This is a genomic window from Parabacteroides chongii (genome assembly GCF_029581355.1).
GTDB lineage: Bacteria > Bacteroidota > Bacteroidia > Bacteroidales > Tannerellaceae > Parabacteroides > Parabacteroides chongii.
Genome location: NZ_CP120849.1, coordinates 5,498,619 through 5,513,259 on the forward strand (window position 1 = coordinate 5,498,619; position 14,641 = coordinate 5,513,259).

At 45.1% G+C, this 14,641-nt stretch carries 13 protein-coding genes and 1 tRNA gene; 6 read left to right on the top strand and 8 right to left on the bottom strand.

The window, feature by feature from the left end; translation table 11 throughout:
- Positions 1–15: 15 nt before the first annotated feature.
- Positions 16–1,518, bottom strand: coding sequence for a glutamine synthetase family protein (locus tag P3L47_RS21110; RefSeq protein WP_122361695.1), 1,503 nt, complete (start codon positions 1,516–1,518; stop codon positions 16–18).
- 186 nt (positions 1,519–1,704) lie between these two features.
- Between P3L47_RS21110 and P3L47_RS21115 the strand changes: the two genes are divergently transcribed.
- Positions 1,705–1,777: transfer RNA gene (locus P3L47_RS21115), tRNA-Trp, on the top strand.
- Positions 1,778–1,922: 145 nt separating this feature from the next.
- Positions 1,923–2,246 carry a hypothetical protein gene (locus tag P3L47_RS21120; protein ID WP_122361496.1) on the top strand — a complete coding sequence of 108 codons (324 nt, stop codon included), beginning with the start codon at positions 1,923–1,925 and terminating at the stop codon, positions 2,244–2,246.
- A gap of 82 nt (positions 2,247–2,328) precedes the next feature.
- On the opposite strand, the gene map is transcribed toward P3L47_RS21120, so the two are convergent.
- From map to P3L47_RS21140, 4 genes are all read right to left on the bottom strand, one after another.
- A complete protein-coding gene (map, locus tag P3L47_RS21125) occupies positions 2,329–3,180 on the bottom strand; it encodes a type I methionyl aminopeptidase (RefSeq protein ID WP_277782026.1) in 852 nt (283 codons plus the stop codon).
- Between the two features lie 85 nt (positions 3,181–3,265).
- The gene (locus P3L47_RS21130; protein ID WP_277782027.1) at positions 3,266–3,604 is read right to left on the bottom strand and encodes a hypothetical protein; all 339 of its coding nucleotides are present in this window, start codon (positions 3,602–3,604) and stop codon (positions 3,266–3,268) included.
- A complete protein-coding gene (locus tag P3L47_RS21135) occupies positions 3,601–4,329 on the bottom strand; it encodes a T9SS type B sorting domain-containing protein (protein ID WP_277782028.1) in 729 nt (242 codons plus the stop codon). The genes P3L47_RS21130 and P3L47_RS21135 overlap by 4 nt, the downstream gene beginning before the upstream one ends.
- A complete protein-coding gene (locus tag P3L47_RS21140) occupies positions 4,322–4,936 on the bottom strand; it encodes a TetR/AcrR family transcriptional regulator (protein WP_277782029.1) in 615 nt (204 codons plus the stop codon). Before P3L47_RS21140 ends, P3L47_RS21135 begins: the two co-directional genes overlap by 8 nt.
- A 178-nt stretch (positions 4,937–5,114) precedes the next feature.
- On the opposite strand from P3L47_RS21140, the gene P3L47_RS21145 reads away from it, so the two are divergent.
- The gene (locus P3L47_RS21145; protein WP_277782030.1) at positions 5,115–5,960 is read left to right on the top strand and encodes an endonuclease VIII; all 846 of its coding nucleotides are present in this window, start codon (positions 5,115–5,117) and stop codon (positions 5,958–5,960) included.
- Here P3L47_RS21145 and P3L47_RS21150 read toward each other — a convergent pair.
- Together P3L47_RS21150 and P3L47_RS21155 are read right to left on the bottom strand one after the other, a co-directional pair.
- The gene (locus P3L47_RS21150) at positions 5,951–6,313 is read right to left on the bottom strand and encodes a type II toxin-antitoxin system RelE/ParE family toxin (RefSeq protein WP_199715625.1); all 363 of its coding nucleotides are present in this window, start codon (positions 6,311–6,313) and stop codon (positions 5,951–5,953) included. The genes P3L47_RS21145 and P3L47_RS21150 overlap by 10 nt on opposite strands.
- Entirely contained in the window at positions 6,310–6,591 is a 282-nt protein-coding gene (locus tag P3L47_RS21155) for a hypothetical protein (protein ID WP_277782031.1), read from the bottom strand. The genes P3L47_RS21150 and P3L47_RS21155 overlap by 4 nt, the downstream gene beginning before the upstream one ends.
- 89 nt (positions 6,592–6,680) lie before the next feature.
- Between P3L47_RS21155 and P3L47_RS21160 the strand changes: the two genes are divergently transcribed.
- Complete coding sequence (locus tag P3L47_RS21160) at positions 6,681–7,271, top strand: nitroreductase family protein (RefSeq protein ID WP_129732674.1); 591 nt, start codon at positions 6,681–6,683, stop codon at positions 7,269–7,271.
- A gap of 126 nt (positions 7,272–7,397) precedes the next feature.
- Here the strand turns inward: P3L47_RS21160 and P3L47_RS21165 are convergent, their stop codons facing one another.
- Positions 7,398–9,458 (bottom strand): glycoside hydrolase family 2 protein, encoded by a 2,061-nt coding sequence (locus P3L47_RS21165; protein WP_427910576.1) that lies wholly within the window; start codon positions 9,456–9,458, stop codon positions 7,398–7,400.
- A 499-nt stretch (positions 9,459–9,957) separates the two neighbouring features.
- Between P3L47_RS21165 and P3L47_RS21170 the strand changes: the two genes are divergently transcribed.
- Positions 9,958–10,551 carry an HU family DNA-binding protein gene (locus P3L47_RS21170; RefSeq protein ID WP_122361489.1) on the top strand — a complete coding sequence of 198 codons (594 nt, stop codon included), beginning with the start codon at positions 9,958–9,960 and terminating at the stop codon, positions 10,549–10,551.
- Positions 10,548–14,633 carry a hybrid sensor histidine kinase/response regulator transcription factor gene (locus P3L47_RS21175; protein WP_277782033.1) on the top strand — a complete coding sequence of 1,362 codons (4,086 nt, stop codon included), beginning with the start codon at positions 10,548–10,550 and terminating at the stop codon, positions 14,631–14,633. The genes P3L47_RS21170 and P3L47_RS21175 overlap by 4 nt, the downstream gene beginning before the upstream one ends.
- Positions 14,634–14,641: the final 8 nt, after the last annotated feature.

Sequence of the window (14,641 nt, forward strand, 5' to 3'; positions counted from 1 at the left end):
CCCCAGCCTTTTATCTTATCCGCAATGGAAATAAGTCTTCACCAACCGGAGCATTCCTTCAGGATCATTTTTCAAATCATCACGAAGGGTAAAGTCGTTATACGAAGTCAGCTTTTTGATAATACCATCGATCATGCTCGGACTGAACACATTGTATTTTTCATAGACAGCACGCTGCTTCTGCAAACGTTGAGCGGATGCAGCACAACTGTCGGGAAGCTGATCCAATGTCTGTAAACGGTCCTTATTTTCCTCCTGGTGGATATTTACATTTACATACGTCTTTTCCGCAATATCCAACGCATTATCAATCTCAAATCCATGACGGCAGGCCACAGCCAAACCGGCTAATAACTGGTACAGATCGGCCGAACCATCCGGTGAACGCATTTCGACCGTCTGCTTCTGTGTCGTATCATAATGGCTTTCCGACTCCAGTGGGTTAGCCAGCACACACATATCCTTCTTCGCTGCCCATCCGAGAGGTACACGAACCAACACCGAACGGTTCCGGTCACCCCAGCAAACATTTGTCGGAGCTTCCTGGTGAGGTACCAAACGGAAATAAGAAGTCGGATTCGTATTACCAAACGCGGTGATGGACGGAGCCAGCTCCATCATACCGGCAATTGCCTTACGGGCTGTTTCAGACAAAACACCGTCTGCCAACATCTGATTCTTGCCGTCTTTCATTATACGCATATGGATATGCAATCCTGATCCTGCCTTTCCAACCGTGATCTTAGGGGCAAAGGTGATATCCAGACCATAATCGTAAGCCAGGTTACGAATTACCCATTTAGCGATCATCAGCTGGTCGGCAGCATCTTCGACCTTGGTCGGCAGAAACTCGATCTCGTTCTGTTCGTATATCTTTCCGTTCAATGTAAAGTTACCGACTTCAGAGTGACCGTATTTGATCTGTCCGCCAGTCTGGGCTATATATTGCATACATTGTGTGCGAAATTCATTGAATTTAGCGAAAGGGCCTGATTCATGATATCCCCGCTGGTCGGTTGCCGGAAACAAATCTTCTTCCTCAGCAATCACATAATATTCCAGTTCGCCCATTGCCTGAAATTCCATGCCCGTCACTTCCGTAAATGCCTTGCTGGCTTTATGTAAAGTATATTCGGGAGAGCTTTCCAACGGTTCGCCATCCTTGTTAAAGAAAGAGCAAAGCATCGTCACCGTCGGCAATTCGGCAAAAGGATCGACGAAAGCTGTCCGGAAACGAGGAATAACATATAAGTCGCTACTGCCGGCCTCAATGAAAGAGAACAAGCTCGAACCGTCGACACGCTCACCGCAGGTAAGGATTGCATTTAGGTAAGCCGCATTATTAATAACAAAGTTCAATGTTTTCAGACGCCCGTCTCCTGCCGGATACATAAAATTGACCATCTTGATCCCTTTTTCGCGGATGAAAGAAATAATGTCCGCTTTTGTAAACTCAGATGAAGGTTTTTGTAAGAATTCGACTAAAAGATTCGAATTCATTTCTAATTCGTTTTCCATTTTCTGTTGATTGTTTTTATACAGTATAGATTCAATTACATTTTCTATATGCTTCCAAAGATAAAAAAAAGATATTACGGCAGCTTCGTTTTCCTTCACTTTTATCGCGTAAGAAAAAATACAGAAGTAGTTTTTCCCAAAAACTCTTGCATATTAAAAATAAAGCCCTACCTTTGCACCCGCAATACGGAAGTAGCTCAGTCGGTAGAGCACTGGTCTCCAAAACCAGGTGTCGGGAGTTCGAGCCTCTCCTTCCGTGCAGAAGCGATACAGATTGTATCGCTTTTTTATTTTTTAGACTAAACCCCGATACGTCATCTACATCATATTCTTATATCAAATAATAGTTGTATATTGCGTACAGTTTATCACTGGTTAAAAATCAAGAGACAACAAATAACATCATGAATATAATTAAATACGCATTCATATCCATTCTTTCAATCTGCCTGTTAACTTCTTGCGGGGCAACTCTTACCAATGCATTGGCAGCGGATAACAATATTCAAAAACTGGAGTTGGGAATGACCAAACAGGAAGTTATAACCATTATGGGGAATACTTATAAAAGACTTGAGGTTAAACAAACGTCCGATGGTTACCAGGAAACACTCGGATATTCAGACTATCAGGATGGACTTTATCGGTTACGCCTGCTTGACGGGGAACTTCAGGAGTGGGATTACCTGCAACCTAACAAATGCAAAAATAATTGTCAGGAGAAATAATAGTATAAAGAATCGTAGCAGGGAATGTCAAAAATCTATTACTGAACAAAATGTGACAGACTTTTGACACTCACCTATATAATTAATCGGATAATATCTCCAGTCCGTCTTCCCGCATCACGAAAGTATGTTCCCACTGGGCGGATGGAAGTTCATCGTCGGTAATGACAGTCCAGCCATCTTCTTCCGCAATATAGACACGATATGTTCCCATATTGATCATCGGCTCGATGGTGAAAACCATGCCCGGAACCAGTAACATACCGGTTCCTTTACGGCCGAAATGAGTAACTTCCGGCTCTTCATGAAATTCCAGGCCTACTCCATGACCGCATAAGTCACGGACTACCGAAAAACCATTCTTCTCCGCATGTTTCTGGATCGCATGACCGATATCGCCCACATAACTGAACGGTTTAGCAGCTTCCATACCTATTTCCAGGCATTCCTTTGCCACACGCACCAATTTCTCTTTTTCTGGAGAAACCTTGCCGATCATATACATCCGGGAAGCATCCGAATAATAACCGTCCAGGATCGTAGAAACATCCACATTGATGATATCACCATCTCTCAATATCTCTTTTTCACTGGGAATTCCATGACAAACAACCTCATTGACGGAAGTACAGACACTTTTCGGGAATCCTTCAAAATTCAACGGAGCCGGGATAGCCCCGTGGGAAACCGTATAGTCATAGACCAGTTTATCTATTTCAGCGGTCGACATACCGGCTTTTATTTCTTTTCCCACTAAATCGAGGATTCCTGAATTTACAACTCCGCTTTTGCGGATACCTTCAATCTGTTCTTCTGTTTTAATCAATTTCCGGGAAGGAACCAAATGACCTTTATTCTGGAGATAGAGAATCTTTTTATCTAGTTCGGTAAGTGGTTGGCCCTTGATTACCTGCCAATTATTTCTTTTTCTCATACATTTATTCCGTTATTCTTTAGTAATAACACAACAAAGGTACATTAGTTTTTAATCTTTACAGGTAAAATCAGTTTAATAAAGTTCAAAAAACGATACCCAGTTTGACTGAAAGACAATGATAATTCAATGATTCTTCATAAGAAGAAACAAAATGGGAGGTTGAATATTCCCGTAAACGTTTTAGATCCTGCAGCCCATATCCCAAAGCAAACAAAAGTTTCTTATCAGACCATATATTCATCCGGACCCCGACGGAAGGCAACAAATAAAATCCTCCCACCACCTTTCCGGAAGGAGCAAAAGAATAACCGGCCGAACAATCGAGATAAGGAGTAAACCGGGCCGGTTTCAACAGATCGAATTGCAAATTACCAGTTAAAGGGATCAGAATAAAGAAAAATACGAACAGGTATTGTTTCATGGCTGGATCGTTATTGTGATCTGTTTTACAATCTGTAAGGCGGAGGTCAGGGAAGAGGTATCCGGATATATCTGTCCGTCACTTCCGTCCGGCGAACTATGTCCGACCAGCGTAGCGACATACGATGTAGCATCCGACGACAGGTCGATATCCACTGCATAGATAACGGCAGGTTGTCCGCTCCCCTCCTTTCCGCCTGAATAATTCTTATCTCCCTCCTGAGCCGATTTTGGATAGTTGTCATTAAAATCAGTGGAATGATTGATCTCTATTTTCACTCTGAACTGCTTCAATCCTTCCGCAGGTTGCATCTTCACATCGAAACCGTCATGCGGGGTCGCTCCAGTCAAACCATCCGTAAAAGGTTCTTTTTTGGTCGGCAGATACAGTCCGTCATCATATTTTACTCCACGTGAGTAACACCAATGCGGCAAAGACTCCTTCCTCCTGTTGTTACCTGCCATTTGCCAGCTTTGGGTCGCGATCTTATGGGTCACATAAACTGTAGAGAGATAGTTGCCGTCCCTGTCTTCCAACCATATAGCTATCTGGGGAGGATTCTTTTTGTTTATTCCCAGGAACAAGGGAAAGTCATGCAACCATGATTCGCCTTTCTCCAACGTGATTTTCAGGTCATTCTTTTTATACTCCACCAAATCGTTGTTGCATGAACAACAAGCCAGCAAAACCATGCAGGCTCCAGCAAAAATACTTGTCTTATTCATTTGTATAATTTTTAATCCAGTTATCGATCAATCGGTCTAATCCTTTCTCCAGTTGTTCCCAGCCTGTCTCACTTTGCAGTTTGAAGCCATTGTAAACCGGACAATTTTCTTCCAGCAGGACAAGATAAGTGATGGAAGAAGTCAGGACAGTCGCCATAACGGCTATATCCTCTTTTGGCCGGTTCGTTAATCGGCTGACTGCTTCAATCAGCCAGATGCCTTTTGCCTCTCTCCTTTCGCGTAACTCTTTTATCACTTTATTTTTCGCTGAAAGTTCCCAGCGATACAACCGTCTCAAGGTGTAACTGTCGCGCAACATCGTGATCTGATCACGAAATAACTTCTTGACGAAGTCTCCCAAATGTGCTACATCAGGCAATTCCGGCTCCAGGTTGATCCAATAGTCAGTCCGTTGAATATAGGCGACGATCAGTCCGTCCAACGATTCGAAATAACGATAGATCAGCATCTTCGACAATCCGGCTTTTGCTGCCACGGCATTTACTCCAAGGTTTTCAAAACCGTCTTCCTCTATCAAGTCATCTATCGCCTTCAGGAAAGCCAACTCCGTCAGTTCTCTGTTTTTACTCATTCTTTCTTTTTCCATCATTCTTACTGTTGTTACCATTCGGTCACAAACATAAGTTACCCAGCGGTAACATCACAAGAAAAAACTAATTATTTTATTTATTTCTTCAGAAAAAGCGATCCGGCTGCTTTCTAAACAGAGATATATTCGTATGTTTACCAAGTAAAAACATACGTAACGAATAAACCTGTTAAAAATGATAGAAGCACCGGAAGCCTTGTACATCTCCGAGCAGATGAATCAAACGATTAAAGGGAAAAGAATAACATTTGTCAGCGCAGGATATACACCTCATAAGTTTGCCTGGTTCTATGGAGATCCGGCTAATTATTCGGGGATGCTTACCGGTAAGATAATTGGGGAAGCCCATGCTTATGGTGGTCTGATCGAGATAGATATAGAAGATGTGCGTTTATTATTCGGAGACGGAATGAATATCCGGTACTACGCTCCCGGTGAAAAGATACCGGAAAAACACCAGTTGCTCATTGCTTTCGAAGACGAGAGTTGTATCATGGGATCCGTCCGGATGTACGGGGCAGTCATGTGTTTTCCTGACGGTGCTTTCGATTGCGGCTTCAGCTCCTATCGTGAAGGGGCACGTACTAAACCCCAGGTGCTTTCGGAAGCTTTCGACAAAACCTATTTTCTGAGCCTGATAAACAGTGAGGAGAAACAAAAGAAAACGGCAAAGGCTTTCCTTGCGACCGAGCAAACAATTCCGGGATTAGGTAACGGCGTATTACAGGACATCCTGTTCGAAGCACGTATCCATCCTAAGACTCGTATCAACATATTATCTGAAGAACAGAAAGATACGTTGTTTCATTGCACTAAAGCGACACTTCAGGAAATCTATCAGGCAGGCGGACGCAATTCGGAAACAGACCTGCTCGGGAATAAAGGCCGCTATATCCCCATACTGTCCAAAGATACCGCCGGCAAGCCTTGTCCGGTTTGCGGAGAAGATATACGCAAAGAGAGTTATATGGGAGGCAGTATCTATTATTGCTTTGAATGTCAGAAGCAGTCTCAACCGTAAGGTTCCATATCTTCACATACCCAGTCGGAGCTATGTTCTATTGTATAACGTAGCTTTCCCGGTTCCTGACGAGTATCGAAGAACATGGCTATTTTCACTGTTCCGTCCTCAATCCAGTAAACGATCTTTAGATTCGGATGCTGAACAAAAGTCCGAAAACATTGAGGGTAGTCCACCAATGTCGGTTCCACATATCCTAAACCAGGATAACTAGTTAAAGTTTTCATATTCTCTTTGATAGAAGCATAAACTTTCTGGGCAACCGGCAAACCATACATCGTCTTATAAAAGACCTTCATTTCCCGGGTTTGTCCTTTTGCTAAAGGGGACACAATCAATTTTAATCTTTTCATTTGTCAAGTTCAAATTCCTTATCCATTTCCGCAAAAAACTCATCCCCGTCTATCATCCTCCCATTCCGATCATCATCCAGCACCTGATCGATCAGGCTACGAAAATGTTCTGCGGAGCGAATCTGAAAACTCACCGGAGATGACAATGGCTCCCGATCACCTTGCTGTTGGTAAGCAAATATCTGATCTTCCAGAGAAATCAGCAATTCTTCGTCTTCTATTTGACTGATCTGCTTTATCAAGTCTTCCCGACGCCTGTCTATTGAATTGATCGACATGATTTTGATTTTTAAAGTGACTTCACAAAGATAGAAATAATCTTATTGTAATTCCGGATTTTATCCGTTTCAATTTGTATGTTTGCAGTATGAAATGGACATATTCTTTTATCGCATTATTCTCTGTCCTGGTTGCTTGCAACAACCATACAGAACCAAAAGACAGTCAGGAAGAAAACCAGACATTGGAAACAATCTTCAACCGCAAAAGCGTACGTAAATATACACAGCAACCGGTTGAAAAAGAGAAGCTGGAAACATTGGTCCGTGCAGGAATGGCAGCCCCTTCGTCCAGAGACCGCCGTCCCTGGGAGTTTATCATCGTAACAGACCGTGATATCCTGGATACGATGGGAGACGGATTACCATTAGCCCGTATGTTGAAAGAGACCAAACAGGCGATTATCGTTTGTGGCGATACCGTCAAATCCGGCAATGCCTGGCAGTTGGATTGTTCCGCTGCTGCACAAAACGTACTGCTGGCAGCCGAATCGTTAGGACTGGGAGCCGTATGGACGGCCGCCTATCCTTATCCCGAACGGATGAATGTTGTGCGAGATGCCCTGCACCTGCCCGACCACGTCATTCCTCTTACGGTTATTCCGATTGGCTACCCCATAGGCATAGAGAAGCCGAAGGATAAATTCAACAAGAAGCAGATACATTACAATGGGTGGTGAGAAAGACAATATTAAGGAACACAGATGACGCAGATAAACGCAGAATCTCGCAGACTAAATAATTATATAAATCTGCGAGACTCTGTATCTTCTGCGTCATCTGCGTTCTCTAATATCGACTAAAGATCAGAATCCGGCATGTTCTTCTTTGTTGACCGACTGGTCCGAATCGCGTTTCTTTTCTCCGCTATACATCCATTCGATTTCGTCTTCGTAGGTCTTGCCGTCTTTCACTACGACTGTCTTTACGATATTCTTACCCATATCGAGCGTCACGTTATCTATTATATAATGTACGCGCGTATAACCTTCACGAATACCGCTCAGTTCCTTACCGTTCAGGTAGACTGTCGGCGTACCGATATTGGAGTAAACAGTGATGGATGTTTCCTTTTTCTCACGATCCCAGTTACGACGTTGTGTCAGGAACAGTACAGGTTCTTTGCTCCAGTTGGCCTTATACCAGAAATAAGAATCTTTCTTGATCTTACGGTCGAAAGTAACCAACCCTTTCATATTACGGGCCGGTACACCGCCGCGAACCCACATCGGGGCACAGAAGTCGAACGTATTCCAAAGATAAGAAGCGATGATATACGGATGGGCAGCAATCACGCTCCACTGATATTCGTGTGTCTTGGTGGCAAATGTCTCCGGATAAAATTCTTTTGTCCAGTTCAAGGCATCTCCCAGATATTCGGTTTGATGGTTCAGGTTGGCATCAGCACCGTACTCCGTCAGCATCAGTTTTTGGTGAGGATATTCCTTTTCCAGTCCCTCTACCCAGGGTTTGATATCCTGTATTTTCTTTTCGTACCAGCCGAAATAGCGGTTCATTCCCTGGATATCGGCAACAAGGTTCACCGGATGTTCCATGTGACCATATCCGTTTACCGACACCGTATAACGATCCGGGTCTTCCGTCTTTGCCAGGTCGTGCAACGATTGGGTCAACTCTTTTGTGTACTGGTGCGGTTGATATACCTCATTATGCAATCCCCACACATAGATGGAAGGGTGGTTGAAACTCTGACGGATCATTTCGCGCAACTGGTTACGGCAGTTTTCCGCTTCCTGGCCGGTAACCCGGTTGACAAATGGAATCTCCGCCCAGATAATCAGTCCCAGGCTGTCGCAACGCGAATACAGATAGTCGGATTGCTGATAATGAGCAAAACGGACAGTCGTTGCACCGACATCCATAATAGTAGCCAGGTCGAAGTCATGGTTCTCATTCTTCAGGGCACTACCCAGCCCCCACCAATCCTGATGACGGGTAACACCGTACATCGGGTACTTCTCTCCATTCAGATAAAAGCCTTTACCTGCTACAATTTCATATTTGCGCAGTCCCAGCGGTTGTACCATTTCGTCGATCACCTGCCCGTCTTTGATCAGACGGCTGACCACCTTATACAGATACGGATTTTCACGTCCCTGCCACAACGTCGGCTTTTTGATTGTAAAAGAAGATTCGTAAGCCTGTTCGCCCTGTGCAGTCAGTTCGAACGACTGGCTGTTTGTTGCAATCTGTTTCCCTTCCTGGTCGTAGATCGTATTCTGCAAGGTCACAGGGACGGGCTGCAAGGTTCCGTTATCCAGTTTGACCTTTACTTTCACATCCGCTTGCTTTTTGGATACATTCTTCTGGGTTATATAAACGCCCGGAGAGGCACAATCGGTAACACTGATATTATACGGTTCGGTAACGATCAACCATACCGGACGATAAATACCGCCATACACACCAAATAAATTATGGTTGACCGGAATCACATCCGGACGCGATTTGTTATCCGCCTTTACGATGATCTCATTCTCCTCTCCTACCTTCAACAACGGACTGATCTCACAGGCAAAAGCCGAATAACCGCCTTTATGAGAAGTAGCCAGCATTCCGTTCACGAACACTTCCGTACAGGAACCGACACCCTCAAAGCGCAGGAAGACCCGCTTCCCTTTCAGGTCGGCAGGGAAGAAATAGTTTTTCTTATAATAAGCCGCCCCTTCATAAAAGTTATTGGCCTGTACCTGCATATCCTTGGCATTCCAGGTATGGGGAATTTCCACTTCCGACCAGCCGCTCTCCCATTTCGGGGCATTAAGGGCCAGCTCTTTTTCCGCCGGAGCTTTCTTAAATGACCAGCCGGAATTAAAAGACTCCACTTTCCGGCCTTCCGCCTGCATCGTCATCAATCCCAGGCAGGCTAACAATAAGGTTAAACTTAATACTCGTTTATTCATGATTTGTTAATTGAATGAGTTGCAAATATACCTCTCCACTCCCAAACTAACTAATAAAATCATCTCATTACCGATCACGATTGTCTCTATTTGCTGCCAAACGTCCCTACTAAGCCGAATAAGTATCAATCGCAGGCCGACACGCACCGATAGAAGAGTTCTTTTCGCCTTCACCCGGGGATAAATAAAAAAAGATGCCGCGAGAGATACATTTTGTCCCAATATAATGTATCTTTGGTGCTATCCTAATCTTTGTCCGACGGCAATCGAACAGCTGTCCGACCCGGGTGGGATAGCTGTCCCACTAGTGTCGGACAGCTGTCTGACGGAGGTCGAACAAACTTTTTGTCGCGAGGAAAGGAAGCTTAGAAGGCAGTCTTTTGAAAAGAAGACCGGGACGAGCCAAATAACAACCTATATAAACACTTTAACAATACCGTAGATGTCAGCCACTTACAACCTATTCAGAAATCCGGGAAAGAAGGAAAACCTCCACGCCCGCCAGGTGAACCAATATACCGTACGTATCGATGCTCTTTGCGAAGAGATCTCACAGATCAGTTCCTTTTCGTCAGCCGATGTGAAAGGGATGCTGGACGCGCTGAAAAGCAGGATCGCTTTTCACCTGAAATACGGCGATATTGTCGAGTTGGAAGGTTTGGGGACGTTCAACGCCTCGCTTAAATGTCCTTCGCTGACAACAGAGAAAGAGATCAAACCCCATTTGGTAAAGTTTCACAAAGTGGTATTCCGCTGTTCCAAAGAGTTGAAAGACCAACTTCGTTACATGAAAGTGGAACGTGCCGACGAACCCAGCCGCCTGAAAGGATATACGGAAGAAAAGCGCAAGGCCAACATTTTGGCTTATATCGAAAAAAATGATACGATCTCGACCTTCCTGTGCCGTTCGCTCAACGGTTGCTCGAAATATACTGCCCTGAAAGATCTGAAAGCCTTGCAGGAAGAAGGGAAGATCGTCCGTCTGGGGTTCCGCGCGAATGCACAATACGGATTAAGAGAGGATAACCAGGAATGAAGACTATATACAAATTTATCACAGCCTGGCTTCTCCTTGCCTGTGGCGTGTTTACGGCTTACGGCAATAACAGCCCTTTCTTCTTTTCCCACCTGGGAGTAGAAAACGGCTTGTCGCAGGTATCCGTTATGAATATATTCCAGGACTCGGACGGGTATATATGGTTCGGTACACGCAACGGGGCGAATCGTTACGACGGATATGAATTCAAAATATATCAGAATGAGGTAAACAACCCGGCTTCTATCAGTGACAATTACATCCGCCGGATCGCCGAAGACAAGGAGAAAAACATCTGGATCGGCACCTCCAACGGGGTCAACTGCATCGACTACCGGACGCAACAGATCACGCGTTTCTATCCCCAGGCTATCAACCCGGAGATAACGACGAATGCGGTCAATAACTTCCTTCTCCATGCAGACGGCGATCTTTATGCCCTCACCACCCGAAGCATATTAAAGTGTAATCCGGATAAGACGGTCGAAGAAATGCCTTACCTGAAAGAAATGGATTCGCCCATTCATTCCATTATCCAGGATAAGGACGGGGATATTTTTATCGGAACGGAAGATAAAGGTCTCTATGTATACGCTGCCGACTGGAAGCTGAAAAAACATTTCCTTCCGGATAGTTCCGACAACCCGGAAAAACTTCCTATAAGTACGATATCCATATTATTGGCTGGCGTAGCCAATAATATATTCATTGGTACCAATGAAGACGGTCTATGTGTTTATAATAAGGAAGACGAAACATTCAGACGCCTCAACACCGGCAACTCGGGCCTCAACAACAACTCCGTACGCCATCTTATTCCATTCGGCAAAGATTCGGTATTGATCGCCACCTTCAGGGGACTCAACATCCTGAACACCCGCGACATGACCATCACGGCTGTCAACATGGATATGAAAGCGAAAGGAGCACTCAGCCATTACTCCATCCATAGTATGCTGATCGACCGCGACCAGACACTCTGGGTCGGTACCTATTCCGCCGGTGTTAACTACCACAGCCCTTTCCATAGACCGACCTCATTCATCACTCCGAAGGCTTTTGCCGGTGTACTGGGACAAGGTCAGGAAGATAACAAAGGTAATATGTGGTTCGCCACGGAAGGAGCAGGATTGCTTTATTACAACCCACGGAACGGCGAACAGAAGCTCTACCCCATAAAACCTTTGCAAGCCGGGAATTATGAAATAAACATCCTCAAAGCTATCCTGATACAGGGGGATTCCATATTCTGTGCCACGCACTTCGGTTCCGTCTACCTTTTTTCCATCCGTAAGGAGCAATACCAGAAGATACATGACTACAAATACAACGATATCAACACCTTATATATAGACAGCCGGCAACGGTTATGGATACCGACCAATACACCCGACCATACCGTCATGGTGGACAAGGGTAAGACGGTCAACAAGTTTAACGTAGACGGTGTGGAAAAGGTATTCCGGGGAATGTGCCTGATTAAAGAACTGGAACCGGACGTATTTCTATTCGGGGCCATCACCGATAGTGCTTTTGTTTACGACATGAACAAGAAAACGTCTGTCAACCTCACCGCCCGGTTGCAGAACGGCGATAAAAACAAACGGTTGGGAAGTATATCCGGTGTCGTGAAAGATTCCGGACAATATATATGGATAGCCACCACCAAAGGTGGCTTGTTCCGGCTCGATAAAGACCTCAACGTAATACAGAACTATCAGAAGGAAGATGGTCTGTCGGAAAGCTACATCAATTCGCTTTCAATCGATAAAGAGGGAAATATATGGGCCGTGACCGGCAAAGAATTATACAAACTGAACCGTCCGGCAAACAAGTTCGAACAGGTCAGGCCGGTCGACAGCCCTACACAGGAATACTCGTTATATGCCAACAACTGCGTTTCAAAAGACGGGACTCTTTATTTCTCCGGGAATAAAGGAATACTGGCCATCAATCCGCAAAAAACGATTACGAACCCGAACATACCTCCCGTCTATATCACTTCATTACAAATAAACACGCAGGTAGACCCGGAAGGGTTGCCGACTTACCAGGAACTGTTGCCCCTGCAATACGACAACAACATCACGCTCGAAGCCAGCCAGGGAAACATCACCATCCGCTATTCGGCACTCAACTTCATCCATTCCCAAAATAATTCGTACGCTTATATGATGGAAGGGGCCGACCATAACTGGCACAACATCGGAAACCGCCGGGAAGCCTATTACAGTAACTTATCCCCGGGAAAATACACTTTCCGCGTGAAAGCCGCCAACAACGATGGTGTCTGGAATCCGGAAGAGGCCGTCTTGCACATCACCGTAAACCCTCCCTTCTACCAGACCTGGTGGGCTTACCTGATCTATCTATGTATCCTGTCGATCATCGTGATAGCCATCGTACAGCGACAGCACCTCAAACACGAACGGGAACGGGAGGCCAAGTACAAACAGCTGGAACATGAGAAGGAAAACGAACTGCACGAAGAACGTATGCGTATGTTCACCAACTTCTCGCATGAGCTGAGAACTCCGCTCACATTGATCATTAATCCGTTGAACGACCTGTTGCAACGGGTCAGTTTCTCTCCGGAAGTAAAGGATGCCCTGCAATTGATCAAAAAGAATACCGGACGTATGTTGCTGCTCGTTAACAACCTGATGGATATCCAGAAATACGAAGCCGGCAAAACGATCCTTCAAAAGACTCATTTCAATTTCCCGGCATTCATCGAGGAGATGTACCGCTCCTTCGAAAGTGTGGCACAGAACCGGGAGATAACATTTGTATTGAAAAACGAACTGCCGGAAACGTTCTTTACCTATTACGATGAGGCCGAAATAGAGAAAGTCTTTTTCAACCTGCTGTCGAATGCGTTCAAGTTCACTCCGGCAGAAGGAAACGTGACAATACGGATCAGCCGGATAACGCAAGACAAATGCGAAGAACTGGCCATGTTCCCCGAACAGGACAGTTCTACCCTAGTAGAATCCCGCTATATCCTGATAGAAATAAGCGATACCGGAAAGGGAATCAACAAAGAGGAAGCCGACAAGATATTCGAACCCTTCTACCGCTCGGAAGAGGATGTACACAAAGAAGTGTCCGGCACCGGAATAGGATTAAGCCTGACACGTTCGATCGTACGGCAACACCAGGGATGTATCTGGACGAACAGTCCGGAGGAAACAGGGACAACTTTCCTGATCCTTCTCCCCGACACTGCCAAACAAGAGGTAAAAAAAGAGGAAGAGCCTCCCCTGTCCCACTCTTCCGAAATCAGTAAAAAGGTGGCTTTGCTTGTAGAAGAAACGGAAACCCGCAACAAACAAACGGTTCTGCTGGTAGATGACAATCAGGAAGTCCTGCAATATCTGGAACATCAATTGCAGCTCGATTACATCGTTTTGAAAGCGAGCAATGGGAAAGAAGCGCTTGAACTGCTGGAGACAACTTCCCCTCATATAATCGTCAGCGACGTCATGATGCCTGAAATGAACGGACTGGAACTATGCAAACGTATCAAGGAAAGTCAACACCTCTGCCACATCCCCGTGATCCTGCTGACAGGTAAGTCGATGGTATCACAGATAGAGGAAGGACTGGAGGCCGGAGCCGACGATTACATCATAAAGCCGTTCCACGTCGCGATCTTGAAAGCACGCATAAGAAACCTGCTTTCTATTCGCGAAAAGATGAAAAACATATACGGTGAATCGCTGAGTCTCCGTAACCTGGGAGTGGAAGAACCCGAAGAGGACAACGACTTCCTGACTCAATACATCGAGATCGTAAAGGCAAACATCTCCAATCAGGATCTGGACGTATCGGTTATTTATCAGACACTTGGTATGAGTCGTGCCAATTTCTACCGGAAAGTAAAAGCGGTAACGGGTCTATCCCCCATCGAACTGATAAAGAATATCCGCCTCGAAGCCGGAGCCAAACTGCTGAAAGAATCCAATATGAATGTGTCTGAGATAGCCCAGCACATCGGTTTCAGTAGCCGTTCTTATTTCGCCCGAAGCTTCAAGGCTGTATACGGAATGTCGCCTACCGAGTATCAAGAAAGTAAATGAGACGTTTG

Bases quoted from the DNA above. Each gene is read 5' to 3' on its own strand.
- P3L47_RS21110 (WP_122361695.1), bottom strand. From the start codon at position 1,518: ATGGAAAACGAATTAGAAATGAATTCGAATCTTTTAGTCGAATTCTTA.
- P3L47_RS21120 (WP_122361496.1), top strand. From the start codon at position 1,923: ATGAATATAATTAAATACGCATTCATATCCATTCTTTCAATCTGCCTG.
- map (WP_277782026.1), bottom strand. From the start codon at position 3,180: ATGAGAAAAAGAAATAATTGGCAGGTAATCAAGGGCCAACCACTTACC.
- P3L47_RS21130 (WP_277782027.1), bottom strand. From the start codon at position 3,604: ATGAAACAATACCTGTTCGTATTTTTCTTTATTCTGATCCCTTTAACT.
- P3L47_RS21135 (WP_277782028.1), bottom strand. From the start codon at position 4,329: ATGAATAAGACAAGTATTTTTGCTGGAGCCTGCATGGTTTTGCTGGCT.
- P3L47_RS21140 (WP_277782029.1), bottom strand. From the start codon at position 4,936: ATGGAAAAAGAAAGAATGAGTAAAAACAGAGAACTGACGGAGTTGGCT.
- P3L47_RS21145 (WP_277782030.1), top strand. From the start codon at position 5,115: ATGATAGAAGCACCGGAAGCCTTGTACATCTCCGAGCAGATGAATCAA.
- P3L47_RS21150 (WP_199715625.1), bottom strand. From the start codon at position 6,313: ATGAAAAGATTAAAATTGATTGTGTCCCCTTTAGCAAAAGGACAAACC.
- P3L47_RS21155 (WP_277782031.1), bottom strand. From the start codon at position 6,591: ATGTCGATCAATTCAATAGACAGGCGTCGGGAAGACTTGATAAAGCAG.
- P3L47_RS21160 (WP_129732674.1), top strand. From the start codon at position 6,681: ATGAAATGGACATATTCTTTTATCGCATTATTCTCTGTCCTGGTTGCT.
- P3L47_RS21165 (WP_427910576.1), bottom strand. From the start codon at position 9,458: ATGCAGGCGGAAGGCCGGAAAGTGGAGTCTTTTAATTCCGGCTGGTCA.
- P3L47_RS21170 (WP_122361489.1), top strand. From the start codon at position 9,958: ATGTCAGCCACTTACAACCTATTCAGAAATCCGGGAAAGAAGGAAAAC.
- P3L47_RS21175 (WP_277782033.1), top strand. From the start codon at position 10,548: ATGAAGACTATATACAAATTTATCACAGCCTGGCTTCTCCTTGCCTGT.